Source organism: Vreelandella profundi, from assembly GCF_019722725.1.
Classification (GTDB): Bacteria; Pseudomonadota; Gammaproteobacteria; order Pseudomonadales; family Halomonadaceae; genus Vreelandella; species Vreelandella profundi.
Genome location: NZ_CP077941.1, coordinates 710876 through 737366, shown reverse-complemented (window position 1 = coordinate 737366; position 26491 = coordinate 710876). Strand labels below are relative to the sequence as shown.

The window sequence follows — 26491 nt, the reverse complement described above, 5'->3', positions numbered from 1 at the left end:
ACCATCGACAGACCAATTACGTAGCCAGCCCTGCAATGATGTCAGGGCCATCCATGTCAGTGGGGGTAAGACAGAGCAAGCGTAAAGTACAGCCTACCTTACTTGATGGCGCAAGGAGCAGCGCCGCTATTATCAATAACTATCAATAACTATCAATAACGGTCGTCTTTATCTACTCGGTTTAGCAAAGGCGGGGGTTCGAAATGCGAATATGCGTTTCACAGCGCGCTACCTAGCCAGGCTGCCGAGCGGTTGCAGCTCGCTATCGTATAATGCAACCAGAAGCGGTGAGCCCTGGTCGTTAATGCGAAACTGCCCGTAGCGAGCGGGTTGATAGCGTTCGGCGTGGCCTTCCTGGAAGAAGAATGCATTGGTAGCAAAGCGCACGTGGCCATTGCGCAGCCGATACTGTAGGCGACGCTCCTGATCGCCAATCGGGCTGCCATCATCTAACCGCAGAAAATGGGCGATATACTGGTCATCTAAGCGCACCACGACGTGGCCATTGCGGGCATTCGGGAAGTTACTCTCGTGATTCAACGTCGCTTGAATACGGCCGGTAATGGCAAAGTTCAACGCCATGTAGTCGCCCTGCATCAATGAGCGCGGATCAACCGGCGCGAGTTCAAGGTAAACAATTTCACCCAGCGCCAAATGACGTTCTTTCTGCCAAATGGCCCCATTAATAACGGCCAGAACCAGCAGCATACCCGCGATAATAATTATCCTGTTTGCTTTAGCGTTAGGCATCATTGTCAACGCTCCTATTGTTTGAGCGTGTAATTCTAGCTTTCCAACACCGGCGTAGCCCAAAACGCAGCCCAAGCAGTAAGAGTCCCATCACCAACAGCGCTATCGATTTCGTCAGGAACGTGGCGTTCAACCAATAGTAATAGCTGCCTATCGCCAGTATCAGCGAAAGCATCCCAAGCCCCGTTAACACGCGATTGCCAATAGCAAAACCCAGCAGCACGACCACCACGCCTTGGCCTACGCTAGGGATATAAAACGTCACCACCAACAGCACGGCACCGGCAGCGTAAGCCGCCCAGCGCGCGCTAGCTAAAGTCTGTTTTTGAAACAGCGCTTGAAAAAGTATCAGCTGTGCCAGCGCGACGAGCCCAACGCTCAGCCAAATCCCTAGCCGTATTAAACTGCTATCAAGCACGTCATAAAGAAACGGCAGTGGATGACCCGCATGTGCTAACCCCTGAGTGACCAGCAAGCCCAACGCTAGTCCATAGCCCCACGCATGTATCTCTTTAATGCGGCGTGGCCAGCGAAACTCGTTTAACCACAGTGCTGTTAGTGCACAAAGCACAATGCCACTGGCGACCATTCCCATCGCTGCTGTTACCCACGCCATATAAAGCGCTACGCTGGCAGCAAAGGCAGAAAATCCACGATGCGTTACGCTTGGCATCACCAGCGCCAGTGCGCTCTGTAAGACCAGCATCGACCACCACACATAGGCAGCGTTATTCCCGTACTCGACGGCAGCCCAGCCCACTAGTAACTGCCCGGCCAAGCTAATGGCGAGCGCCAGATGTTCGAGCACATCGCTGCGGGCTGCTCGCAGCAGCGCAAAGGCAGCACCGATCAAGGCTAGCCCCAGGCCCAGCGACGCGGCGGCGCTCTCGACAATAAAGACTCCGCCAATGGCGATAAACCCCAGTAAAAAAAGCGCCGCCAGCCAACCGGAAAAAGCCTGCAAAACGCGCACAAACCAGGGCGTTTCCAGCGATTCGGGCAGCGTGGGGGCATTTAACGCAATGCCTGCCAGGGTCAATTTGGCTTTTAAACTATTTGTTTTAACATCGTAGGCACTACGTATCATAGCCACGCCTCCCGGTGTAGCCGCTTCAGCCACATTACGGCACCGGCGCCCATTGCTAGCACCGCGACAGCCATGAGCATCAAGCTGCCTTCCTGCCAATCCCCTTCCCATAGTAAGTATCGAGCCAGCAGCCACGTGACCACGGCAATCACTGAGATACACCCGCCTGCAATCATGAACAAATCAGGCCGCCAGTGGCGGTAAACGGCATACAGCGCCGCAAGCCAGAGAGGATAAGCCACCAACACTGGCGACCACACCGGCGGCATCTCGGCTATCAGGGACATCAATAGCAGCGTGATAGGCACGCCGCTGCCCACGGCGAGCAAACGAGCGGCCCAAAGACCCGCCCCCCAGCGCCTGGAATAAGCGCCCCACTCCCAGCAGGCCAAGGCGAGGGTATTGAGCCCCAACACGCCCCACAGCGCAGCGTCACTGTTCGCTAGGGCACCAAACGGCCCACCCCACGTGCGAAAATAAAGCCCGATGGCAAGATTGAGTAATCCTAACCACAGCATCCAAAGCAGTTCAAAACGGGCTGCCCACACCCACGGCAGCGCCAGTAAAGCCCAGACAAAGAACAGCTGCCAGGGGTCGGCACCGGTTTGATAAATCTGTCCCAATAGCGTTAACAACACGCCCACTAGCAGCGATGCCGCCGTTAGTGCAACCCTGTACACCACGGCGTTGGCATTAGCCCACAGGGCGATACCCACCGCCAATACTAAGGCTGCCTGCACCATTCCAAAGCGCAGCCAACGGCCCATTTCGGCCCAGTTATACGCAATAAAAAATAGCACCGAAAAGGCCAGCATCAGCCCACCTAGCCACAGCAGCAGCCGATCGATAAATACCGCCCAGGCGCGGGGCGAAGGATTCAGCCCAGCAATCCGCACCGCCTTTGCTACCTGATCTGGCGGTATAACGCCCTGTTCAATTAACGACACCAGTTCACGGCGAGAAGAAGCCATGGCATTCCTTGGAGAGGTAGAGGAGTTAGCACTCAATGGACGCCGAATGATCAGCATAGCCTTACCATAGGCACGTACTTAGAATTAACAATGAAAGAAGAAACCACTATAAGGTTTTACGCCCCCCAGGCCCACGCCTGGCAAGAAATGCAGTAGGATCAGTTTTCGACTCATTTTGCAGGAGACCGCTATGTCCCTCGCACAGCTAATTAGCCCGCTTGCTCTAGAGCAAGAGAAACAGCAGCCCGGCCTAGTGATTCTGGATTGTCGCTTTGCGCTGGAAGATCCGGATTATGGCCAGCGCAGCTATGCCGGCGGGCATATCGCCGGGGCGCATTTCGCTGACCTTAACCGCGACCTGAGCGCGCCGGTTATCCCCGGAGTAACCGGTCGTCATCCGTTACCGGAACCCGCGCAGCTAGTAACGCGCCTGCAAGGCTGGGGCATCGATAACGACAGTACCATCGTGCTGTATGACGACGGCCCCGGTGCCTATGCCGCCCGGGCTTGGTGGCTGCTGGCGTGGCTGGGTAAGCGCGATGGCGTGTTCATTCTTGATGGCGGCTTGAACGCCTGGTGCGCCGCTGGCCTGCCCTTGAGCCAGGATTCCCCACAGAGTGTTGCCGGGCATTTCAGCGGTCAGCCAGATAGCCGCCTGTTGCTGGAGGCCAAGCAACTGCAGCAGCGCCTTGGAGAGCCAAACCTGACCTTACTGGATGCCCGGGGCCTGCCACGCTTTCGAGGCGATGTAGAGCCTATCGACCCGGTGGCCGGACATATCCCCGGCGCACAGTGCGCGGCCTTTACCGACAACCTGGGCAGCGATGGGCGTTTCTTGCCAGTGCCGCAGCTCCAGCAGCGTTTTGCCGAGAAGCTTGGCGGACGCCCACCCGAGGCGTTGGTGGCCTATTGCGGCTCTGGCGTAACCGCCTGTCATAATCTGTTTGCCCTGTGTCTGGCCGGCTACTCTCTGGCCAGCCTGTACGCAGGCTCCTGGAGCGAATGGATCAACGATCCTCAACGGGCTATCGCCACCGGCGACTGACCCCTCACTCCCAGTGCTGCGCAGGTGATCACTCAGAGTGCTGCGCAGGTGATCACTCAGAAACGCAGCGGGGATGACGTTCACTCAAGCTTAGTAAAGCGCCGCCTCGCTATCGCTGGCGGCGGCAAGAAAGAGTCCGCCCGGGCATCTTCCCAGTAGTGCTTAAACACCGTGTGTTCACATTTTGAATGCAGCAGCTCATTGGGTTTTAAAAACGTAAAGATGTGATCGTAGGACTGGATCTCATTTTCCGATACGCGGCGAATGATATGTTCGGGCCCCAGCTCACTAGGGTGAGTAAGCCCTGCCGCCCCCAGCATTTCCGCCAGCGCTTTTAACGTATTGCGGTGGAAGTGATATACCCGCTCGGTTTTGTCAGCAATATCCAAATGACGGCTACGCTTAGGATCCTGGGTGGCCACGCCGCTGGGGCACTTGTCTGAGTGACAGTTGAGCGCTTGAATGCAGCCCAGTGAAAACATAAAGCCCCTGGCGGCATTGCACCAGTCGGCTCCCAGCGCCAGCGTGCGGGCAATATTAAAACCCGACGTGATTTTGCCAGCCGCCCCGATGCTGATTTCCTCGCGCAGCCCAGCCCCAACAAGCGTGTTGTGCACCAGCGTTACGGCTTCGGTAAGCGGCACACCCATGCGATTAATAAACTCTAACGGCGCGGCTCCGGTTCCCCCTTCACCGCCATCCACCACAATAAAATCAGGCCGTTCGCCCGTTTCCAGCATGGCCTTCACAATCGAAAACCACTCCCAGGGGTGGCCAATTGCCAGCTTAAATCCAACCGGCTTGCCGCCGGAAAGCGTACGTAGACGGGCAATAAAAGCCATCAGCTCTAGCGGTGTAGAAAAGGCCGTGTGGGCGGCGGGAGAAACCACATCCTGGCCCATGGGTACTTCTCTGGCCTCGGCAATTTCGGCGGTGACTTTAGCCGCCGGCAATATGCCGCCATGGCCGGGTTTTGCGCCCTGCGACAGCTTTATTTCGATCATTTTGACCTGATCATCGCTGGCGTTGGCGGCAAACCGCTCCTCGTTAAACGAGCCATCGTCGTGACGGCAGCCGAAATAGCCAGAGCCTATTTCCCAGACTAAATCGCCACCGTGAATGCGATGATAGCGGGAGATCGAGCCTTCACCGGTGTCGTGATAGAAGCCGCCTTTGCATGCGCCCGCATTTAGCGCTTCGATGGCATTGCCTGAAAGTGAGCCAAAGCTCATCGCCGAAATATTAAGCACGCTGGCCAAATAAGGCTGGCGACAGCGGCTACCGCCGACTCGAACCCGAAAGTCAGCGTCTTCAATCGCACAGGGCAGCAGTGAATGATTGATCCACTCATGGCCCGGCTTGTACATATCCAACAGTGAGCCGAAGGGCTTCTTGTCGCTCTCATTTTTAGAGCGCTGATACACTACGGCACGCTGCTCGCGGGAGAACGGCCGCTCGTCCAGATCCGACTGAATAAAGTACTGGCGTATTTCAGGGCCAATGGATTCCAGGGTATAGCGAATGTGCGCCAATATTGGGTAATTACGACTGACCGTTCGACGCGTTTGGCGCATGTCGTGAAAACCTAGCCAAGCAAGCAGGCCAAAAATCGCCACGCCCACTAGCCATACAAGCGAAAACGCCAAACCAATCAGCGAAATGGCCAGCAGGATTATGCAGGCAACGAAGGCAGCATTGCGCAAAGGAATGCGGGTTAATCCCCGAGCTTCTATCATGAGAACACAAACTCCTTATTAACCGTCTGCAAAAGGGTATGACGGCCTAGATAGCATATCGGAGCAAGGTAGCGGCTCACCAGCCCAACTCGCTCTATTTAATGAAGAGGATTAGTATAAGTTTTGGTGAACTTACCACACTAAGTAATATCCAATGCAGCATTCACTAACCATGCTGTGCGCAAGCTTTTCCTAGCGGAGGCATCATATGCTTATAAAAATTGCCAAACCCAGTGATTTAAACGAATCCGACGTAACGCCGGAGTCTATTTACCTTTCACGTCGTCGCTTTATGGGTGGCATGGCGGGCCTAGGCGCGGGGATTGCTCTGGCGGGACAAAAAGCTTACGCCAATGCCGCTGATTATTCTGATGTGCCCGATGGCAGCGCACCGCCCTGGCTAAGTGAAAAGATTAGCCAGGCAGAGTGGCGCGCAGTCACCCCAAGCGACCCTGAAAAAGACATTATCGCCCCTTTCGATGATGCCAGCGGCTACAACAATTTTTTCGAATTCGGCTCTGGAAAAAGCGACCCGGCGCGCCATGCAGGCAGCTTAGAAACTCAGCCCTGGAGCGTGGTGATCGATGGTGAAGTCAACAACGGCGGTCGTTTCACGCTTGAAGACTTCGCCAAGCCGTCGCAGTTCGAAGAGCGTATTTATCGACTGCGCTGCGTAGAAGCATGGTCGATGGTCATCCCCTGGCTGGGCATTCCCCTCGCCGAAATAATCAAACGTGCCGACCCTACCAGCAAAGCGAAATACGTCCGTTTTGAAACGCTGGTAGACCCGGACCAAATGCCAGGGCAGCGCTCTTCGTTCTCGCTGATTGAATGGCCCTACGTGGAGGGTCTGCGTTTAGACGAAGCCATGAACCCGCTCACGCTATTGGCGATGGGCATGTACGGCCGCGAACTGCCCAATCAAAACGGCGCCCCCCTACGATTAGTGGTGCCATGGAAATATGGCTTTAAGAGTATCAAATCGATTGTGCGCATTTCGTTAGTTGAAGAACAGCCGGTCAATTCCTGGCAAGAAATAGCGGCTAACGAATACGGTTTCTACGCCAACGTAAACCCTCAGGTTGACCACCCACGCTGGAGCCAAGCCACCGAACGGCGCTTGCCCAACAGCCTGTTTAGCCCTAACCATATTGATACGCTCATGTTTAACGGCTATGCGGACGAAGTGGCCGAGATGTATGCGGGACTGGATTTAAGGGCTAACTACTGATGGCAGCACCGCGTATATGGCTTTGCTGGCGTATTGGCGTTTTCTTGGCGGCACTAACGCCGCTACTATTTTGGGGCTGGCAAGTAGCCAATAACGCCGCTGGCCCTGAACCTGGGCGCTACCTGCTGCTCCACATCGGCATTGGCGCACTCTGGCTGCTGCTGCTCACGTTAAGCCTTACTCCGCTGAGCAAGCTGACCCGCTGGAAAGGGTTTGCACTCATTCGGCGCCAGCTCGGTTTATGGACACTGGCCTACGCCACGCTGCATTTGCTCAGCTATGTGCTATTTATTCTGGGGCTTAACTGGGCGCTACTGGGTAGCGAGATAGTCAAACGCCCTTACATTATTGTCGGCATGATAGCGCTCATCGGCCTTACCGTGCTGGGCGCAACCTCCAACCGCTGGGCGATGAAACGCCTAGGCAAGCGCTGGAAGCCACTGCACAAATTCTCTTACGCTATTTTAGCATTGGTACTGCTGCACTTCTTTTGGATAGTGCGCGCCGATCTGCGCGAATGGGCCATCTATGCCGCCGTGGCTGCATTAATAATGGCCACCCGCCTACCGCCTGTTGCTCGCACCCTGCCGAAACTTCGCCATCGGTTTAGCCGTTAAATACCCTTGGCGGGATAAACTGTTGCAGGCCGGGTTCATGTTCAGTTCACCTAATGCCGTTATGCTATGGGCAGACAGTCTAATACCGTATTGGAGTAGTAATAATGGCCGTAAAATATTTGGGCGCTACCCGTCGGGCAATAGCGTTAGGATCGCTATTGCTCGCAACCGGCGCAAGCGCGGAGCAGTCTATACGCGATGAACAACCTTTACGCGTTGAACAACTGCAACGCTGTGGCGACCTTCTGCAGCAGGATATTCAAGAGTTCTGCCTGAACGTCAGCGGCCTTGATAACAGCGATTTTCAGGTAAAGCTAAACGGCACGCCGCTCGAGGCTGAGAGCCTTGATAACACGGATGAAAAGATACGCGTGCGAATCACTAGCGCCGATGCACAAAGCGGCCCGCTGTGGTTTGAGCAACACGAAAAAGCGAGCAACCCGGTGTGGATAAGCCTCAAAGGCAGTCACGTGGTCGCGGCAACCGACCAAGAGGTGGCGAAGAACATGGATGACCTGACCACCTACGTGGATCTGGTCAGCGTGATTATTGAAGAAAGCTACGAAGGTGCCGAAGAAGCCCAGCAGTTAGCAGAAAAGTACGGTGCAGAGGTGGTCGGTATGATCCCGCCGCTCAACACCTACCAGCTGCGCCTGCCGGTCAGCGACTTAGATGAGCGCGATGCGCTAGTGCTCAGGCTTGGCAGTGAAATCAGCGTCGATGCGGTGGTAGTAGAAGAATCAGGAGCAGAGGAAAGCGTTGAGAGCGAGACCGATAAGCTGCCCGCAGCCGACGACCAGGATTGGGCGTCAAATCGCTTTTTAGACGCGGTTAATTATTACCAGCGACGCCTGCCACGTCAGGACGGCGATATCGAGACTCAGCCCATTCGCATTGGCGTTATCGAGCGCGAAGTAGACTTCGACGCACCGGATTTTGCCGACTACCTGGGCGACTGCCGCACGGACTCTTTTAGAACCTGTGTCTATGCGCGCGATGCCGCTGAGCCCGACGGGCATGGCACAACGGTTGCCGGGGTATTTGCCGCCGCCTGGAATGAAGGTGGCAATAGCGGCTTTTTACGCGGGCTAGACACGGTAGGCCCGGGCTTCGATGTGATTGTTGACCGTAATTCGGATGCGGGCATTACCGCCAATATCGCCGCGTCGGTCAATCTGGTGGAAGACGGTGTACGCGTACTCAACTGGAGCTGGGGCATTCATCGCGTTGGGGCCATCAACAGTGACGGCAAGGAAGTCGACTCGCTGGTACGTTCCGGTATCGCCATGAGCGGCTATGAAGAACTGCTCGAAGAGTTCTTCTTATGGCTACGCCGCGAACATCCCGATGTGGTTGTCGTCAACTCAGCGGGTAACGCCTCGTCATTTTCTGGAAGTGACGATTATCGCCTGCCGTCTTCTTTCGTGACCGACCAGCTATTTGTGGTGGGCGGTCATCAGCAAGGCGATCACGACCTGGAGGTTGACGACCCTGGTTACGTGGTCAAACGCGACGCGTCGAATATCGATATGCGCGTGGACATCACGGCAGCCGCCTGTGTTAGAGGCTCGTCTTTGGTAGAGGGAGAGCAAGGCCCCGCGCATTGTGGCACCTCTTACGCAACGCCCCTGGTGGCCGGTTTATTGGCAGCCATGATGTCGATAGACCCCACGCTTTCACCGGCACAGCTACGCATGCTATTGCGTCGTAGCGCGATGACCATCGGTGAAGAGTATGATTTCGAGCCGACGGATGCCGATGACCTCACCGCGCCGATAATACCATCGGAACGCGCCAATGAACTCGATCATCCGGATATCGGCCTGTCCGCCCGGTTAGATATGTACAAAGCGTTGGACCTTACCGTTCAGAGCCTGGACCGAGATCGCTAAGCGAGGCCAAGCTAAGCTAAGCTAGTCAAGATAAGGCCACACAATCCAGAAAAGCCCGCCTTACGAGGTGGGCTTTGGATTGGGTTTAGCCCAGAACTTCGTGCAGATGGCGGCGATAAGCATCGGTATCACGCTCGACGTTAGGCACTTTCATCACATCGTTGGCGATAAACGTTGGCAACGCCGCTAAGCCGATAAACTCCTGCGATTTATGAAACGGAAAGTACACCCCATCCACACCACGCCCTTCAAAGAAGTTACCCGGCGCTTCGAACGCTTCCAAAGGGGCGTTCCAGGTCAGCGACAGCATATAGCGACGCCCCTGCAGCAAGCCACCGCTGCCGTACTGTTTGCTAGGATCGTGTCGCGAACGACCATCGCTTGCGTAGAGTGAGCCGTGCCCTGCGGTAAACACTTCATCAATATAGCGCTTGACGATCCAAGGGGCGCCCATCCACCAGCCAGGCATTTGATACACAATCGTATCGGCCCACAGGTAGTTTTGTACCTCGGCATCCACATCGTAGCCTTGGTCGATCACCGTCTCGCGCACCTCGTTTCCCAACGCCTTCAATGTACTCACTGCCACACTTTGCAGCGTATTATTGAGTTCACCGCCAGAGTGAGCGAACGCTTTCCCGCCATTAATCAGTAAAATTTTCATTGATTGAATTCCTAAATAATTACCTACCACCTTGGCTATAAATCATAGCTAAGCAGCATAGCTAGAGCTGTATATGGCGCGTATTGTGAGATCAAAAGAGATGAAAAAGAAGCCATGCTTGGTCAAAATACTTTTGATTTAAAATCAACAATACTGATAGCGTTATCTGCACATTTCAAAACAACCGATAAAGATAAAAGTACCTGATTAATGAGCACCCCATATGAAAAGCACCCTTGAAGAACAGCAGGCATTTGTCACGGTGGTCGACACCGGCTCAATCACTAACGCCGCGGAACAGCTAGGCATTACGGTCTCTGGCGTTAGCCGTGCGCTTAATCGCCTTGAGCGAAAGCTCGGCGCCACCCTACTGCGCCGAACCACGCGTCGTTTGGAGCTCACAGAGGAAGGCGAGACGTTTCTGGGTCACTGCCGCCACATTCTGGCAGCCGTGGACGAGGCTGAAGAAGCCATGCTGGATCGCCATAGCCAGCCCCAGGGCAGGCTGAGGATCAACGCGGCCCCTAGCTTTATGCAATTCGTGATTGTGCCGGTGATTGGCGAGTTCCGCGCCCGCTATCCGGGTATTACGCTGGCGCTCGACACACATGACCGTTTTGTTGATCTGCTAGAACAGCGGGTTGACCTGGCCATCCGTATCGGCGAGTTGGAAGATTCTTCGCTTCATGCACGCTTACTCGGCTACAGCCCGCTGCGCATTCTGGCAAGCCCCGCCTACCTTGAACGCCGTGGCGCACCGCAAAGCATCGATGATCTCAAACAGCACAGCCTGCTGGGTTTTAACCAGCTCGATCACCTCAACCGCTGGCCGCTGCGTCACGCCGATGGAACACTTTTAGTCATTACCCCGACGCTTGCGGCCTCAAGCGGCAGCACCCTAGTGGAGCTAGCCGTGGCGGGCGAAGGCATCGTGTGTCTCGCCGACTTTATGACCATTACGCCGCGCCAGAAAGGCACGCTCGTTGAAGTGCTTCCCAACCACATTGAGCTACAGACCCAAACCGTCAATGCCGTTTATTACCGTCAAGCCACGCTTTCACAGCGTACGCGGCTGTTCATGGACTTCTTAGCAGAGCAGCTGCCGGGGACGTATTTACAGCGCTGAACGCAACGATTGCGATGCCACTTAACGTTAAGCCCTTCTGGCGACCATCAGCTTACTTGCCATACGCACCGTCATAACAATGGCGCTCAAGGCAACGACGATCAAAAAAACACCTAGCGCCAACATCGCGTGGAAGCCGAATAAATCAAACAACACTAATCCGGCCAGACACCCGCTAAGGAATGAAAAAATCGTCGTTAAATGCGTGTGGAGCTGCTTTTGAAAAAAACGTCGGTCGAGCCCCTTATCGCGTGAAACAAATGACGACAAGAACGAGCCTAGTGCAATGCCAACATCCGTCAACGTGCCGGTCACGTGAGTGGATCTCACTCGCCCATTCGACAGCTGCGTTGAGGTGGAGTTATGTACTCCCATCAGAAAGCCCAGGGTTATCAGTATCTCCGCATTGAAGCGTACCGAGTAAAACAAAATTTCAAACACCGACACTGCGGTTAATGCCACGCCTTCCGCCAGGAGAATCAGGCAAAAGATTGTTCTGAATTTTTGCCCGGCAATCACGGCAACTCGCGCGAGGCCACCGCCCATCACAAATGCCAGAAGAAGAGCAGCTAGAAACAAAAAGCCATACGTATCTGAGCTAGCCACCTCACTCGATATTTGCGAGGCGTTGCCACTCATATGCGAAGGGAGAAAACCAAAGGCGCCCAAGGCCATGGCGTTGAGGATACCGGCAGCCGTCGCTAACACCAGTGCCAGATAACGATCTTCGGTATGGGATCGAGCTTTCTTCTTTTTAATCAGCACAAATCTTTTCCACCATTTTGAAGTAGACAAAATAAGACGTTAAGACTAAAGCATAACTCTCAAAACGTTAATGAAACGTGAACGATTCTCTAACGCCCTACGCTGATGGTTATTGTGCTTCCTGGCGTGCAGTGGAAAACTCGGCTTATGCTCTATCACGCTAAGGGGAAAATTGGTGTAATCTTCCCATACTAGCCGGTGGAACAAGCGCTCAACGTGCGTGATACACCCCGCTAAACTCATCGCTATTTATGTTGTTTCCAGGCCATTTAAGGATGTTATGGGTCTTCAAGAAATCGCTTTCGGTGGCATTTACCTCAGCCCACTGCTGATTTACGCATTGATTGGGTTTGTCGCAACACTAGTGACACGCTCCCTGCTCCACTGGGCAGTCGGGCAGTATGCGCTGTGGTACGAGGCCTGGTTCGACATCTCACTTTTTGTCATCTTTACGGCAGCCACCACCTTCATTTTTACCATTTTGCTTGAAAGCCCTTAAGAGAGACCCTTAATGCGCCCTTCGCTTCGTATTCTGCTGACCCTTATTATTGTCGCGATTGCCATTGCCGCCGGTGCCTGGCTATGGCGCTACTATCTGTACACTCCCTGGACCCGCGACGCCCGCGTACACGCCGAAGTGATCACCATTGCCCCCGATGTTTCCGGCTGGGTGCGCACCCTTGACGTTGCGGACACCGATTACGTAGCGCAAGGCGATGCGCTGTTTGATATCGATGAAACGCGCTATCAGTCTGCCGTCGACAGCGCCCAAGCCACGGTGGACCATCGCCAAGCAACGCTTGAGTTAAACCGCGCGGAAGAGGGCCGACGCAACCAATTAAGCAATAGCCGGGCGATTAGTGCCGAAAATCAGCAGATTGCACAAATTAATTCGCGCATTGCCGCCGCTGACTTAGAACAAGCCCAAGCACAATTAGCCAGCGCCCAGCTTGATTTAGCACGCACACAGCTAACAGCCCCGGTCAGCGGGCACGTGCTTAACGTACATCTCACTACAGGCAACTACGTGAATCGCGGCACGCCGGTGATGGCACTGATAGCCGACAACTCTTACTACGTCGTCGGTTACTTCGAAGAAACCAAAATGACATCGATCAACGTTGGTGATCCGGTCGATGTCATCCTGATGAACGGTGATACTCATTTAGACGGTCGGGTCGCGGGCATTGGCCGCGGCATTGCCGATAGCAACACCAGCCTTAACCCGCAGTTGCTACCCCAGGTAGCGCCGACGTTTAACTGGGTGCGCCTGGCGCAGCGTATCCCCGTTCGTATTACGTTAAACGAAGTGCCTGATGAGATGCTGCTGAGCGTGGGTATGACGGCAACCGTGCGCGTTCGCCCTGCCGCGCAGCCTGAGTAAGTCATGTCGCCGTTTCTGCAAACCTACCTGACGCCCAACGCCACGGCGGTTAAGTTCGCCATCAAGACCACGCTTGCGATGATGCTTGCGCTCTACATTGCGCTATTGTTCGATTTAGAACGCCCCTACTGGGCGCTAATTTCCGCGGCCTTTCTGCAAATTCGTCCGATGAGCGGCATGGTAGTCGAAAAAGGCATCTGCCAAATGGGTGGCACGCTGATTGGCGCTATCACGGGCATTGTGATCATGGCATTTTTTGCTCAAGCCCGCATACCTGCGCTGATCACACTCACTGGCTGGATTATGCTATGCACCTACGTGGGCTCGCTATGGCGTAATAACTATACCTATGGCTGCCTAATGGCGGCCGTGACCGCGATGCTGATCGTGGTTATTTCCAGCGGCAGCACGCCCGCGGGAATTTTCGATATCGCGGCGGCAAGGCTTTCCGAGCTGGGGCTGGGCGCGCTCTGCGCCATGTTAGTCAGCTCGCTACTATGGCCATCCCATGTGGGAACGCATCTTGCCACCCAGGCCGACAGCGTGATCAACGAAGCCTTCGAGCATGCCGCCCTGCGCCTGGAAGCTAGCGACGATATTCCCGCCATGCAGAAGGCTTTGCGAGGTAGCTTAGGCCCGTTAACTTTACTAGAAACCGATAGCCAAGCAGCGCGTTTTGAAGGCCCTATCGGCCCAGGACGAGTACGCGCGACACACGTACTAACGCGCCGAACACTGCGCTTTTTCGCCAATTTACAGGCACTCCATCAACTTATGCACGACCACGCCGACCGGCTTGATCCACAAAGCCTTCAGTTGGCATGTCGCGTTGCGCAGGGTTTTCGTGATGCAGAACACGTTAAAGGCGTCGTTGAGGCCAGAAAAGCGCTTCAGGCGCTGCGCCATGAGGTCCATGAAAGCGACGAAGAAAGCAGCTTAGCACCGCTAGACCGCCGCCTTCGGCTGGGGCTGCGCGAATCAATTGGCCACGCTATGGTCATGCTCGACGCCCGTGAAGCCATAGCCTCGCCAGGGCGCTATAAATTACGTTCATCCCAGCTAGCTTGGCACCGCGATCACCTTGCCGCTAGCATTAATGCCATACGTTCAGGGCTGGTGTTTTCGCTGCTGGCGACCTTTTGGATTATCACTGCCTGGCAGAGCGCGATGGTCGCGATGATGCTAGGCACTCTGTTTTCGGCTTTTTTCGCCAGTCGTGACAACCCGATAGCGATTACCATGATGTTCTATAAGGGCATGCTGGCCGCCATTCCCAGCGCTTTTCTATTTGGCCATGTGCTGCTTTCTCAGGCCAATAGCTTTCCGTTACTCGCACTCATTTTCGGAACCCCGCTCTTTTTAGGCCTGTTAGGGGCCACGAATATGGCGACCATGGGGTACTGCCTCGCCTTTACTATTTTCAACATCCTATTGACGATGCCGGGCAATGGTATGGACTTCTCGTTTGATAGTTTTGCCAACCGAGCCATCTCGGTGATTATCGGTCTTAGCTGCGTCGTCATGGCCTTTCGCCTGCTGCCAGGCCTGGGAACTCGGCTTAGGCGGCGGCGCCTGATCAAGGCAATATCCAACGATATTCACGAGCTTAGGCGGCGCTCCATTCGCGATGCCGAAACCCGCTTCAGCGGCCACATGGCGGACCGCTTACTACACCTGGCACAACACGATGACATGCTGCCCGAAGAGCAGCGCCACCTGTTCATTCTTGGCCTTACCGGGCTCGATCTTGGCACCGCCACGCTAAGGCTGCGCGACCGGCTAGACGATGCGCCGCATCCGCAGATCCGCCAAGCGCATCAAAACCTTCTACGCGCACTCGCTACCGGCTTTGAGCACAGCGCTACCGGCCACCAGCCACATGGCATTCGCGAGGCAGGAAAAGAGCTGGATGAAGCGATCACAACCTACGGCAATGTACCCGCCGACCGCCGCATCCTGCTGGAAGGCCTGATTGAACGGTTGGAGCTCTCGCTTGAGCGTCTGGCGCGCATCATGGCCGAGCGGCCGCATCTTAAGCGTGATAACAGCTTACAAACGAAGACGACACAGGCAGCTCAAAAGTAGCTGTGTATAGCTATTTTTCGGCATCTGATGATTTTTTCTGCAATGCATCGCTAAACGCGGCGGCTAGAATACCGGTAGGCATGGCGATGATACCGATGCCTGCCACGGCGGTTAGACCTGCAAAGACTTTCCCCAGCGCAGTGATAGGCGTTACGTCGCCATAGCCCACCGTGGTTAGCGTGGCGATGCTCCACCACAATGCGCGCGGTACGCTGCCAAACGCCTCAGGCTGCGCGGCGGCTTCCACCACGTACAGACAGCAGGAGGAAAACAGTAGCAGCAACCCCGCCACGCCGGCGCTTAGCAACAGCTCATGGGAACGGGATTTTAACGCGTCCGCCAATGACACCCAGGCCTGGCTAAACCGCCCCAGCCGGGCGAGACGCAGCATGCGCGCTAAGCGTAAGAGCCGCAGCAGGAAGGCGTTGTTATGGGTCATAAAACCCAGAAAGAAAGGCAAAATGGCGATCAAATCCACCAGTGCCCAGAACGTAAACATATAGCGCAGGCGCCCACGGAACCCTCGATAGCGTGGGTCTTCACCTATCGAATAGAGCCGCAGCAGGTACTCAATCATAAATGCGCAGACAAACATGGCTTCCAGCACTTTAAATAGCCCTGGCGCCATGGCGCGAAGCATCGGTTCTGTTTCCAGTATGGCGGTAATGGATGCCAGTAGAATCAAAAGGCAGATAAGTTGGTTGAGCCTCGACAGCCCTTTCTCATGCCTGGCCTCAGGTGCTAACTGTTGATAAAGCGTAGCTTTATTCATACCGTTGCTCCAACGAGCACTGGTTGACGCAAGCCAACCGAGGAATTACCACCGCCGCATGAATATTCAGTCGACGTCCAAGCCGCCCCTTATTAATGCAGCATTGAATGCGTGGATAACGCAAAGCCCCCAGCAAGGACCGGGGGCTTGTAAATTACTTACGCTGACCACCAAGCTTAAGAGTCTACGTGAAAAGCCATGGTGGCGTTTACCGCTTTTTTCCAGCCAGCATAGAGCTCATCGCGCTTTTCGTCTTTCATCTGCGGGGTAAAGCGCCGCTCTAGCGCCCACTGCTCGACGATTTCATCGCGTGATTTCCAAAATCCTACGGCGAGCCCGGCAAGATAAGCCGCACCCAGTGCGGTGGTCTCGTTTACCTCGCAGCGCAGTACATCGACCCCCAGTATGTCGGCCTGGAACTGAGCAAGAAAATCATTGGAGATCGCCCCGCCATCGGTGCGAAGCTCGGTCAGCGCAATGTCGGCATCGGCCTGCATGGCTTTGAGAACATCGGCACTTTGATACGCAAGCGACTCCACCGCCGCGCGTACAAAGTGCTCTTTCTGGGTTCCCCGAGAGAGCCCAAACATGGCACCGCGCACGTTAGAGTTCCAGTAAGGTGCCCCTAAACCGGTAAAGGCAGGCACCATATAAACGCCGTCATTATCTTTAGCGCGCGTGGCATAAGCTTCTGAATCTGACGCTTTGCCCAGCATTCTCAGGCCATCACGCAGCCACTGAATCACGGAGCCCGCCACAAACACGCTGCCTTCCAGGGCGTATTCCAGCGTGCCATCCACTTCCCACGCCACGGTAGTCAGCAGGCCGTTTTTAGAGGGCGTTGCGTGGGTGCCGGTATTCATTAGCGTAAAGCAGCCGGTGCCATAAGTATTTTTTGCCATTCCTGGCTCAAAACAGGCCTGACCAAATAGAGCAGCATTTTGGTCGCCGGCGATACCCGCAATTGGCACCTCTTTACCCATCAGGAACTTAGGCAGTACGTTGCCGTAGATCTCACTGCTGGATTTAACCTCAGGCAGCATCGACTCCGGCACACCGAACAGCTCAAGGAGCTCCGGGTCCCACTGCCGATCACGAATATTAAACAGCATCGTACGCGATGCGTTGCTGACATCGGTGACGTGCACGGCACCGCCCGTCAGGTTCCACACCAGCCATGAATCTATGGTGCCGAAAAGCAGATCGCCCTTCTCCGCTTTCTCCTTAACGCCCGCCACGTTCTCAAATAACCACTTCAACTTGGTGGCAGAGAAATAAGCGTCAATGACCAGCCCGGTTTTATCGCGAATCATATCGGCGTGGCCTGCGGCACGCAGCTCATCGCAGATCTCGGCGGAGTGGCGAGACTGCCATACAATGGCGTTATGTACGGCCTGCCCTGTGTGTTTATCCCACACTACCGTCGTTTCACGCTGGTTGGTAATACCGATGGAAGCGATCTCGGCAACATCAATACCACTGTTGTTAATCACCTCCGTTAAGGTGGTCAGCACACTGGTCATGATTTCACGAGGACAGTGCTCAACCCAGCCGGGACGCGTAAAAATCTGCTCAAACTCGTGCTGCGCTACGCTGACTATCCGGCCGTCATGGTCAAATAGCATCGCCCGCGAGCTAGTGGTGCCTTGATCAATAGCGAGAACGTAGTTTTTCTGGCTCATGAAATGCCTCTCAATCGTTAACGTTAAGTGATTGTTTTAAAAAATCAGCAGGCTGACCTAATAAATGCTGACTTAATAAACATAGGCGGCAAGCCCAGCAAGGACACTGCCGATAGCGGGCCCTAGGATTGGCACCCATGCGTAGGACCAGTTGCTTGTCCCTTTATGTTTAATGGGAAGCAGCGCGTGAGCAATACGCGGCCCCAAATCCCGAGCGGGATTGATCGCATAGCCTGTTGGCCCGCCTAGCGAAGCGCCAATCGACACTACCAGCAGCGCCACTGCCAGTGGGCCAAGTCCTGAAGGCGTATGGCCAAACATGATAATGACAAACACTAGCACAAAGGTACCAATGATCTCGGTCACCAGATTCCACCCGTAGGAGGGAATTGCCGGGCCGGTAGAGAACGTTGCCAATATGCGTGAAGCATCCTCAGTGGCATCGTAATGCTTTTTATAGGCCAGGTAGCAAACAACTGCACCCAGCCAGGCACCGATGATCTCAGCCGTAAAATAGGCGGCGGTGGTAGCAATATTGATAGGGATACCGGGGGCGTACTCATTCGCCGGGCCTACAAGCAGTGCAAGCGTAACGGCAGGGTTAATATGGGCACCGGTGTCAAAAGCGACGTAAACCGCGCAAAAAACCGCCAACCCCCAACCAAAGAAGATAACGATACCATCGCTGCCATTACCGTTGGTTTTGTTCAACAGCACGTTAGCCACCACCCCACACCCCAAGAGCGTTAATACCGCCGTACCGGCTATTTCATGTAGAAAAATTGTTCCAAGCATTGTCACCCCGCCGCCCTGTTTGCCCCAGCTCGCTTTTATTGAAAGCAGCCAATGTTGTATTTCGAAAATGTTTTTCTTTTTGGCATCCTATAGCGGGTATTAAAAAAAACAATATAAAAAAACCGATGCCTTTCAAAGAACCACATATGCAGTTGATTTTAAAGGAATATTAAGAGCGATAGACATTAGTTCAATATGCAGTTTACATTGTTAATAGTCATCATTAATTCACATAGGCAGCAAAGCCTGTCAAATAACGAACATTTTATGATACAGCTGTTTCCGGCTCGCTACCGTTAAGCCCGCGTAATTTATAGGCGCAATTGATAGCTAATATTCTGCAAAAATAGTGATGGCTTACCGACAGAATCAAATACTAAGAATTCTCATACACATTTACATTTACGAACCGTTTTTATATGATCACCCCGTTATTGAACGATATAAAACTAATGAGCGAGCGCCGCCAAGGCGTGACTCAAGGGATCATATGAAAACGTCATCACTGCATGTTTTGAATAACGTGCAACATCCTGTGCCCAATCATTCGGCAGCTTCTTTCGCTTTACGAGGCGCCACTTTCACCGCACTGATCGCGGGCTCTCTATTTGCTTCGAGCAGCGCATTAGCTCAGTCGGGCTCCGCCAACGATGCCGAATCGCTAGGCACCGTGACCGTGACCGGCACCAATCTATATGAGAACGTAGGCTACACGCGGCGCACCACTAGCGCAGGCACAGGCTTAACGCTTAGCCAAAAAGAGCTGCCGCAGGCCATCAGCATCGTCACCGAACAGCGTATTCAGGATCAAAACCTGGCCACTATCGAAGACATATTGAGAAACACCACCGGTATCTCAGTGCGCAACGTTGATAGTGACCGCGTCAGTTTTGCAGCGCGTGGCTTTCGCATTAACAGCTTCCAGTACGACGGCATCCCAACGCTGAACACCGATAACCGCTGGTACTTCGGCGAAGGCCGGCTTAATACGGCGATCTACGACCGGGTTGAGGTGATTCGTGGCGCTAACGGGCTAGTTAGCGGTTCGGGCAACCCGGGGGCATCGGTTAACTTTGTGCGTAAGCATGCCGACAGCCGCGAGTTTACTGGTTCGGTTTCTGGCACGCTGGGCAGTTGGGATCAGCAAGGTACTACCGTTGATCTCACCACACCGCTAACGGCTTCAGGCGATGTGCGAGCGCGGTTTATCGGCGGTTACGAGGAGGGTGGCGCCCATCTTGACCGCCAGGATAAGCGCCGTACGTTCGGTTACGGGATTATCGACGCCGATGTAACCGATGCCACCACGCTTTCGATAGGCTTTGATTACCAGGATAGCCATACCTCTTCGCCCACCTGGGGCGGTTTACCGCTATGGTTCAGCAACGGCACGCCCACCAACTACTCGCGTTCGTTTAGCGTCGCGCCAGACTGGTCCTACTACGATTTCGAGTCTGAGAAAGTCTTCGCTGAAATCAGCCACCGTTTCGACAACGACTGGCAAGTGCGCGTCGTGGGCACGCATGAAAAAACCGATATGGATGGCAAGCTGGCTTATCCCTACGTAGAGGCAACGCTGCCGGACCAAATGGATGGTAGCGGAGTGGACTTCTTTACCGGATGGAACCGTGGGCATCGTGAAGTCGACTCTGTAGACGTCCAGGCCAGCGGCCCGTTTACACTTTTAGGTCGTGAGCATGAACTCGTCATCGGCGGTAGCTACAGCGACCAAACCAACGACTACGAAAACACCTTCATCTCTGGCTTTGACGTTGATGATTTAAACAATTGGGATGGCTCGGCCCCGAACGAAGGTTGGCCTGAATTCACTCCATCTGAAGCTTCCAGTACCCGCCAGAAAGCCGTTTATACTGCCTCGCGCTTTTCGCTAGCTGATCCGCTAACGTTGATTGTGGGCGCACGCTATACAGAGTGGGATGGAATGACGCTATTTCGCAGCCTGGATAGCCAGAGCAAGTACGAAGTCACGCCGTACGGCGGCTTAGTGTTTGATTTTAATGATACCTACTCGGCCTTTGCCAGCTACACCGAAATTTTTGAGCCCCAGAACTATCGCGATGCTGACGGCACCTACCTTGACCCGGTCGTGGGCAAAAACTACGAAACCGGCCTCAAAGCTGCGTGGTTCAATGGCCTGCTCAACGGCTCTTTCTCCGTATTTCGTATCGAGCAGGACAACGTTGCTGCAGCCCTTCCAATGGGCCCTAATCAAACCGAGACGTTTTATTCCGCCGCTGATGGCGTAGTGAGCGAAGGGTTTGAAATGGAGCTAAGCGGCGCATTGACCGACGATCTTAATATGACCGTCGGCTACTCCCACTTTACCGCAACGTCCGATGATGAATCGTTCAACATTAATCAGCCGCGTTCGCTGTTCAATCTGTTCGCCAGCTATAACGTGCCGCAACTACGCCAGCTGACCGTCGGCGGTGGCGTTAACTGGCAGAGTAGTCTCTTCGCCGGCAACCTAACGACTCCGCCCGGAATCCCCTCCGAGTTCGAGCAGGATAGCTACACGCTGGCCAATTTGTTTGGCCGCTACCAGTTCACGCCGGACCTATCGCTTCAGGTTAACGTCAAGAACCTGTTCGATGAGAAGTACTACAGCAATGTGGCTGGCTACGGCGTTTACGGCCAACCCGCCAGCATCTCCTCGACACTGCGCTACGCGTTCTAATTGACGCAAGCGCTGTCAGCTACTGATGGCGACATGGCCGCCTTGAGTACCGTCTGAGGCGGCCATCTTATTAATTTGGAGCGTAGTGATGACCTGGTTACTGAGTAGTAAAACGCTCGGCCTTGCGACGATGGCAACGCTCACCTTGAGCTCGGCCTTGGTGAGCGCCCAAGAATATCCGCTTGAAATTGAACACGCTTTGGGTACCACCGTACTGGCCAAAAAGCCTGAACGGATCGCGACGGTGGCCTGGGCAAACCATGAGATACCGCTTGCCCTGGGCGTTGTGCCGGTTGGCTTTGCTGCCGCAGGCTTTGGCGACGATGACAACTCTGGCCTGCTGCCTTGGGTGGAAGCGCATTTTGAGGAGATTGATGCTCCGCTCCCGGCACTGTTCGACGAAGGTGACGGAATTGATTTCGAAGCCGTTGCCGCCAGCCAGCCGGATGTGATTCTTGCCGCTTACTCAGGGCTCAGCCAATCCGACTATGACACCTTGAGCCAGATCGCGCCGGTCGTCGCCTACACCGAAGGCCCCTGGACCACTGACTGGCGCGACATGATTCTGCTCAATAGCGCAGGCATGGGCATGGCTGAAGAAGGCGAAGCGCTGGTTGAACGCCTTGAAACAACCATTGCCGATACCGCCGCTGCGCATCCCGAGCTTGAAGGCAAAACGGCGATGTTCGTGACCCACCTTGATCCCACCAACCTTGGGCGTATCTCTTTTTACAACGACAACGATGCACGCGTGCGGTTTTTTCATGATTTAGGGATGGTCTCGCCAAATATCGTCAAACAGAACTCCCCTCCTGGTAAATACTCGGGCGAAATCAGCTCTGAACTGATTGATGAGCTCAACGATGTGGATATTCTCGTCACCTACGGTGGCCAGGCGCTGGTTGATCAGCTCACTGCCCACCCATTAACGTCCCGACTTCCAGCCGTTGAAAACGGTGCCATTGTGCTGCTGGGCAATACACCGCTGGGCGCTGCGGCCAACCCCACCCCGATGTCGATTCCTTGGTTATTAGACGATTATGCTGACCTACTCTCAGAAGCCGCACGCCAGTCAGACTAACGGCGTCACGGCGACTGACGACAGTACGCGCCTTCGACATCGCCAGCTGAGTAAGCGGCTAGCGGCGGGTATAGCGTTGCTAGCGTTACTGGCCGTGGCGGTGATACTTTCCGTGGCCTTTGGCACCCGCGATGTTGGCTGGCCAGAAATTGCGGCGGCGTTGAGCGGACAGGTCGAAAGCATCGGAGATGCCGCCGTTGCCACTCGCATTCCGCGCACGCTGCTGGCGATTCTTGCCGGGGCCGCGCTGGGCGTTTCGGGCGGCGTGATGCAGGGCCTGACGCGCAACCCGCTTGCCGACCCAGGCCTATTAGGCGTGAACGCCGGAGCGGCGCTGGCCATTGTGATTGGCATCGCCTGGTTTGGGATTGATCAAACGACCACCTATATCTGGACCGCGATTGCGGGCGCCGGGCTAACGGCCGTTGCGGTTTACGCCATTGCGAGCCTATCTCGCGGAGGCGCTACGCCGCTGCGGCTAGCGCTTGCCGGTGCCGCCACCACGGCGGCGCTGAGTTCGCTGGCCACGGCGGTCATCTTGCCGCGTAACGATATTGCCGGGCTGGTACAGTCTTGGCTTGTAGGGGGAGTGGGCGGCGCCACGCCTGACCAGATAGTGCCGGTGCTGCCCTTTTTGCTCGTTGGGTTTGTGATCACCCTGCTGGCTGCGCGCAAGCTCAACCTACTGGCGCTTGGGGATGATACGGCCGCGGGGCTGGGTGAAAAGGTCGCCATCGCTCGGGCGATGTCAGCGATTGGTGCGGTACTGCTCTGCGGCGCTATTACGGCGGTCTGCGGCCCCATTGGCTTCGTCGGTTTAGTCGTGCCGCACGCCTGCCGACTGCTCGTCGGCGGCGATTACCGCTGGCTGCTGCCCTTCTCTGCCCTGGCAGGTGCCGTACTCCTCACGCTGTCTGATGTCGTTGGCCGTCTGATCGTGCAGCCATCGGAGCTCGACGTAGGCATTGTGACGGCGTTTATTGGCGCTCCCGTGTTTATCTGGATTGTGCGCAACCGCAAAGTAGGCTCTCTATGACCGGTCAGACGCTCCACGCGACGGCTGAGTTCGGCCGAATGCGTCAAGCACAGGCCAAACGCCGCCTGCGCATGGTGGCGGTTCTGGTCGTTTTATTACTGGCAGGCGTGGCGTTGACGCTAACGCTGGGGCAGTCCTTTACCCCGCTGATGACCGTGCTGCGCGTTCTTGGCGGGGCGGAAATTCCTGGGGCAGGCTTTACCGTGCGTGAATTACGCCTTCCGCGAGCGGTCATTTCGGTACTGACCGGTGCGTGCTTTGGCCTCGGCGGCGTCGCCTTTCAAACCATGCTACGCAACCCGCTCGCCAGCCCCGACATTATTGGTATCAGCACGGGGGCCAGTACCGGCGCCGTTTTCGCCATCGTGGTGCTATCAATGAGCGGCCCGGCCGTTTCCATGGTGGCGATTGGCGCAGGGCTCGGCGTTGCCCTGTTGATCTACGCGCTCTCTTGGCAGCAGGGCGTCACCGGCGGGCGTTTGATCCTGATCGGCATTGGCCTTGCCGCCATGCTGCAAAGCGTGACCGCCTACCTGCTGATGCGTGCGCCCAGCTGGACGCTGCAGGAAGCACTGCGCTGGTTGACCGGCAGTGTCAACGGCGCGCAGCTTGACCAGGCGCTGCCGCTATCCATCGCGCTTGTGCTCTTCGGCGGGCTGCTGCTAAGCCGTAGCCGTGACCTTGAAACTATGCGCATGGGTGATGATATAGCGGCAGGCTTAGGGGTTCGTTTAGCCGTTACGCGCATCACTATCGTCGTTTGTGCCGTGGCCCTGGTGGCGTTCGCGACGTCAGTTTCCGGCCCCATCGCGTTCGTCGCCTTTCTTTCCGGCCCGATTGCCGCGCGCCTGATCGGTAGAAACGGCTCACTGCTGATCCCCTCTGCGCTGGTGGGTGCCCTACTGGTATTACTCAGCGATTACGCCGGCCAGTTTCTGCTGCCCGCGCGCTACCCGGTCGGCATTGTCACCGGCGTGCTGGGCGCCCCTTACCTCATTTATCTGATTATTCGCGACAATAAAAGCAGAGGCTCTCTATGAACGCTTCCTCGTTACTCGCCCAAGGCCTGGTGGCCGGCTACGGGGAGCGCCCCGTGCTCGATGACGTCAGCCTCACCGTTTCTGCCGGCCATACCACGGCCATTGTCGGTGCCAACGCCTGCGGAAAATCGACCCTGCTACGCGTACTATCGAGGCTGCTAACCCCTACGCAGGGTGACGTATTACTCGATGGCAACGCTATTCATAAGCTGCCCACGCGACGCCTGGCGCAGCAGCTGGGATTTTTGCCGCAATCCCCTATCGCACCAGAAGGTATTACCGTGCTGGATCTGGTCAGCCGCGGCCGCCACCCCCATCAGGGGCCGTTTAAACGCTGGAATGCAAACGATGATGCCGCCGTGGCGGAGGCCCTGAGGGCCACCCACATGACCGCCCTGGCCGATGCCGCCGTCGAAGAGCTTTCGGGCGGGCAGCGCCAGCGGGCCTGGATCGCCATGGCGCTTGCGCAGCAAACGAACGTACTGCTACTCGATGAGCCGACCACTTTTCTCGACATCAACCATCAGATTGAGGTGCTCGACCTGTTGACCGATCTCAATCAGGCGCGAGGCACCACCGTCGTAATGGTGCTGCACGAACTCAACCTGGCCGCCCGCTACGCCGATAGGCTTGTAGCGATGGCGAAGGGGAAGATTTACGCAGTGGGCCCGCCGGAGCAGATACTCACCGAGCAGATGGTGCGGGAGGTGTTTGGCCTAGAGAGCCGGGTCATTGAAGACCCGGTCAGTGGCAAACCCATGATGATTCCGCTTGGGCGCCATGGAGCAAAACTGACCTAGGCAGGCAGCCGCACGGGTGCTAGCTGCCTAAATCAATCACTTGTTAGCAATCAATCTTGAGTGCTTTTAATCGCTCTTCATCAATATCGATACCCAGGCCGGGCCGCGTCGGCAGAGCAAGGCGGCCTTGCGAAAGCTTAAGCGGCTCGGTCAGAAGCGCTTCACGCAGCGGGTTGCTTGCTGAGACGTCAAACTCAACCCAGGTGGGCGTATGCGCACGATCAGGATGCGGATGCGGTGGCAGCGCGGCGGCGAAGTGCGCAGCGGCCACAATACCGACCGCACTTCCCCACACGTGCGGCGAAATCCTCAGCCCGTTGAGATGCGCCATATCGGCGATTCTCAAGGCCTCGACATAGCCACCGCACAGATTAAGGTCTGGCATCAGTACATCGACACCGCCCGTAGCAGCCAGCTCACGAAACTCAACGGCATTAACCGACGCCTCACCCGCTGCAATACGCCCTTCGCGACGTGAAGCAAGGCGACGAAAACCGGGAAGATCCTCCGGTGCGACCGGTTCCTCAATCCAGTAAGGCCGCAGCGGCGCCAGCGCCGCTATCGATTCCAGCGCCAAATCGGCCGTATAAGCGCCGTTGATATCTACCATGATCGCCACGTCATCGCCAAGAATACGACGCGCGCACTGCATTCGCTCAAAATCACTCTTGATGCCATGGCCAATTTTGATCTTGTAGCCGTCGAACTGTCCTGCCACGCGTTCAAGCTGCGCCTCAAGCGGTAGCGCCGCCGGCTCGTGGAAATAGCCGCCGGACGCATAAACCTGCACCGACGCTTGCTCTTCACCACCCAGCAGCCGGTAAATAGGCAGTCCTAACAGCTTGCCTAGCCCGTCGTGAAGCGCAATATCCAGCCCGCTCACCGCAGCCGCAAGCTGACTTTGGGCACGCACGTGATAGAGTACGTTGCTCATGCGCCGCCAGATTACGCGGTGGTCGAAGGCGCTCTCTCCTACGTAGGCTTCGCGCAGAATATCCAAGTACGCCAGCGTCGTCTTCGGCGGGCCGTAACATTCGCCGATGCCCATGATGCCCGATGAAAAGCGCACAAAAACCAGCGTTGCCATGCGCGCATGACCGATTTCCCGTGCGCTTCCGTAGCCGCCATCCGCCGGTAGATAGCTGCCAATCGGCACCATATCAATCGCCTCGATAACAGCATCCTGAGCAACCGAACGGGTATTTTTCAGATGATTCATGCCACTAAATCTCCA

The 26491-nt window shown here is 55.6% G+C and carries 23 protein-coding genes; 13 read left to right on the top strand and 10 right to left on the bottom strand.

The window, feature by feature from the left end; all coding sequences use genetic code 11:
• Positions 1 to 228 precede the first annotated feature (228 nt).
• Genes KUO20_RS03460 through KUO20_RS03450 form a run of 3 tightly spaced genes read right to left on the bottom strand, consistent with a single transcriptional unit; the run spans position 229 to position 2808 of the window.
• Complete coding sequence (locus tag KUO20_RS03460) at positions 229 to 753, bottom strand: GDYXXLXY domain-containing protein (protein ID WP_235041517.1); 525 nt, start codon at positions 751 to 753, stop codon at positions 229 to 231.
• Positions 743 to 1837, bottom strand: coding sequence for a DUF4401 domain-containing protein (locus KUO20_RS03455; protein ID WP_235041516.1), 1095 nt, complete (start codon positions 1835 to 1837; stop codon positions 743 to 745). Before KUO20_RS03455 ends, KUO20_RS03460 begins: the two co-directional genes overlap by 11 nt.
• Positions 1834 to 2808 (bottom strand): DUF2157 domain-containing protein, encoded by a 975-nt coding sequence (locus tag KUO20_RS03450; protein WP_235041515.1) that lies wholly within the window; start codon positions 2806 to 2808, stop codon positions 1834 to 1836. Before KUO20_RS03450 ends, KUO20_RS03455 begins: the two co-directional genes overlap by 4 nt.
• A gap of 190 nt (positions 2809 to 2998) precedes the next feature.
• Here KUO20_RS03450 and KUO20_RS03445 point away from each other — a divergent pair, with 190 nt between their 5' ends.
• Complete coding sequence (locus KUO20_RS03445) at positions 2999 to 3853, top strand: sulfurtransferase (protein ID WP_235041514.1); 855 nt, start codon at positions 2999 to 3001, stop codon at positions 3851 to 3853.
• An 80-nt stretch (positions 3854 to 3933) separates the two neighbouring features.
• Here the strand turns inward: KUO20_RS03445 and KUO20_RS03440 are convergent, their stop codons facing one another.
• Positions 3934 to 5589: an FMN-binding glutamate synthase family protein gene (locus KUO20_RS03440; RefSeq protein WP_235041513.1), complete on the bottom strand. Its 1656-nt coding sequence runs from the start codon at positions 5587 to 5589 to the stop codon at positions 3934 to 3936.
• Between the two features lie 208 nt (positions 5590 to 5797).
• Here KUO20_RS03440 and msrP point away from each other — a divergent pair, with 208 nt between their 5' ends.
• The 3 genes from msrP (at position 5798) to KUO20_RS03425 (ending at position 9329) form a co-directional block, all read left to right on the top strand.
• A complete protein-coding gene (gene msrP, locus KUO20_RS03435; RefSeq protein ID WP_235041512.1) occupies positions 5798 to 6820 on the top strand; it encodes a protein-methionine-sulfoxide reductase catalytic subunit MsrP in 1023 nt (340 codons plus the stop codon).
• Positions 6820 to 7437 carry a protein-methionine-sulfoxide reductase heme-binding subunit MsrQ gene (gene msrQ / locus KUO20_RS03430; protein ID WP_235041511.1) on the top strand — a complete coding sequence of 206 codons (618 nt, stop codon included), beginning with the start codon at positions 6820 to 6822 and terminating at the stop codon, positions 7435 to 7437. The genes msrP and msrQ overlap by 1 nt, the downstream gene beginning before the upstream one ends.
• A gap of 104 nt (positions 7438 to 7541) precedes the next feature.
• Entirely contained in the window at positions 7542 to 9329 is a 1788-nt protein-coding gene (locus tag KUO20_RS03425; RefSeq protein WP_235041510.1) for a S8/S53 family peptidase, read from the top strand.
• An 85-nt stretch (positions 9330 to 9414) separates the two neighbouring features.
• Here KUO20_RS03425 and KUO20_RS03420 read toward each other — a convergent pair whose 3' ends face one another.
• Positions 9415 to 9993: an NAD(P)H-dependent oxidoreductase gene (locus tag KUO20_RS03420; protein ID WP_235041509.1), complete on the bottom strand. Its 579-nt coding sequence runs from the start codon at positions 9991 to 9993 to the stop codon at positions 9415 to 9417.
• A 223-nt stretch (positions 9994 to 10216) separates the two neighbouring features.
• Between KUO20_RS03420 and KUO20_RS03415 the strand changes: the two genes are divergently transcribed.
• Positions 10217 to 11119 (top strand): LysR substrate-binding domain-containing protein, encoded by a 903-nt coding sequence (locus KUO20_RS03415; protein ID WP_235041508.1) that lies wholly within the window; start codon positions 10217 to 10219, stop codon positions 11117 to 11119.
• A 27-nt stretch (positions 11120 to 11146) separates the two neighbouring features.
• Here KUO20_RS03415 and KUO20_RS03410 read toward each other — a convergent pair whose 3' ends face one another.
• Positions 11147 to 11884, bottom strand: a complete 738-nt coding sequence (locus KUO20_RS03410) for a YoaK family protein (RefSeq protein ID WP_235041507.1) — start codon at positions 11882 to 11884, stop codon at positions 11147 to 11149.
• A gap of 280 nt (positions 11885 to 12164) precedes the next feature.
• Between KUO20_RS03410 and KUO20_RS03405 the strand changes: the two genes are divergently transcribed.
• From KUO20_RS03405 to KUO20_RS03395, 3 genes are read left to right on the top strand one after another with little or no spacing between them, the layout of a single operon-like run.
• Positions 12165 to 12383, top strand: a complete 219-nt coding sequence (locus KUO20_RS03405; protein WP_096281889.1) for a DUF1656 domain-containing protein — start codon at positions 12165 to 12167, stop codon at positions 12381 to 12383.
• Between the two features lie 12 nt (positions 12384 to 12395).
• Positions 12396 to 13268, top strand: coding sequence for an efflux RND transporter periplasmic adaptor subunit (locus tag KUO20_RS03400; RefSeq protein ID WP_235041506.1), 873 nt, complete (start codon positions 12396 to 12398; stop codon positions 13266 to 13268).
• A 3-nt stretch (positions 13269 to 13271) separates the two neighbouring features.
• Positions 13272 to 15353: an FUSC family protein gene (locus KUO20_RS03395; RefSeq protein WP_235041505.1), complete on the top strand. Its 2082-nt coding sequence runs from the start codon at positions 13272 to 13274 to the stop codon at positions 15351 to 15353.
• A 10-nt stretch (positions 15354 to 15363) separates the two neighbouring features.
• On the opposite strand, the gene KUO20_RS03390 is transcribed toward KUO20_RS03395, so the two are convergent.
• From KUO20_RS03390 to KUO20_RS03380, 3 genes are all read right to left on the bottom strand, one after another.
• A complete protein-coding gene (locus KUO20_RS03390; RefSeq protein WP_235041504.1) occupies positions 15364 to 16125 on the bottom strand; it encodes a potassium channel family protein in 762 nt (253 codons plus the stop codon).
• A 176-nt stretch (positions 16126 to 16301) separates the two neighbouring features.
• Complete coding sequence (gene glpK, locus KUO20_RS03385; protein WP_235041503.1) at positions 16302 to 17807, bottom strand: glycerol kinase GlpK; 1506 nt, start codon at positions 17805 to 17807, stop codon at positions 16302 to 16304.
• A 72-nt stretch (positions 17808 to 17879) separates the two neighbouring features.
• Entirely contained in the window at positions 17880 to 18602 is a 723-nt protein-coding gene (locus tag KUO20_RS03380) for an MIP/aquaporin family protein (protein WP_235041502.1), read from the bottom strand.
• 490 nt (positions 18603 to 19092) lie between these two features.
• Between KUO20_RS03380 and fhuE the strand changes: the two genes are divergently transcribed.
• The 5 genes from fhuE (at position 19093) to KUO20_RS03355 (ending at position 25257) form a co-directional block, all read left to right on the top strand.
• The gene (gene fhuE / locus KUO20_RS03375; protein ID WP_235041501.1) at positions 19093 to 21300 is read left to right on the top strand and encodes a ferric-rhodotorulic acid/ferric-coprogen receptor FhuE; all 2208 of its coding nucleotides are present in this window, start codon (positions 19093 to 19095) and stop codon (positions 21298 to 21300) included.
• A gap of 88 nt (positions 21301 to 21388) precedes the next feature.
• Positions 21389 to 22381, top strand: a complete 993-nt coding sequence (locus tag KUO20_RS03370; protein WP_235041500.1) for an iron-siderophore ABC transporter substrate-binding protein — start codon at positions 21389 to 21391, stop codon at positions 22379 to 22381.
• The gene (locus tag KUO20_RS03365) at positions 22341 to 23417 is read left to right on the top strand and encodes a FecCD family ABC transporter permease (RefSeq protein ID WP_235041499.1); all 1077 of its coding nucleotides are present in this window, start codon (positions 22341 to 22343) and stop codon (positions 23415 to 23417) included. The genes KUO20_RS03370 and KUO20_RS03365 overlap by 41 nt, the downstream gene beginning before the upstream one ends.
• Positions 23414 to 24457 (top strand): FecCD family ABC transporter permease, encoded by a 1044-nt coding sequence (locus KUO20_RS03360; protein WP_235041498.1) that lies wholly within the window; start codon positions 23414 to 23416, stop codon positions 24455 to 24457. The genes KUO20_RS03365 and KUO20_RS03360 overlap by 4 nt, the downstream gene beginning before the upstream one ends.
• Positions 24454 to 25257: an ABC transporter ATP-binding protein gene (locus KUO20_RS03355; protein WP_235041497.1), complete on the top strand. Its 804-nt coding sequence runs from the start codon at positions 24454 to 24456 to the stop codon at positions 25255 to 25257. The genes KUO20_RS03360 and KUO20_RS03355 overlap by 4 nt, the downstream gene beginning before the upstream one ends.
• Before the next feature lie 43 nt (positions 25258 to 25300).
• On the opposite strand, the gene KUO20_RS03350 is transcribed toward KUO20_RS03355, so the two are convergent.
• The gene (locus KUO20_RS03350; protein WP_235041496.1) at positions 25301 to 26476 is read right to left on the bottom strand and encodes a mandelate racemase/muconate lactonizing enzyme family protein; all 1176 of its coding nucleotides are present in this window, start codon (positions 26474 to 26476) and stop codon (positions 25301 to 25303) included.
• Between the last annotated feature and the right edge of the window lie 15 nt (positions 26477 to 26491).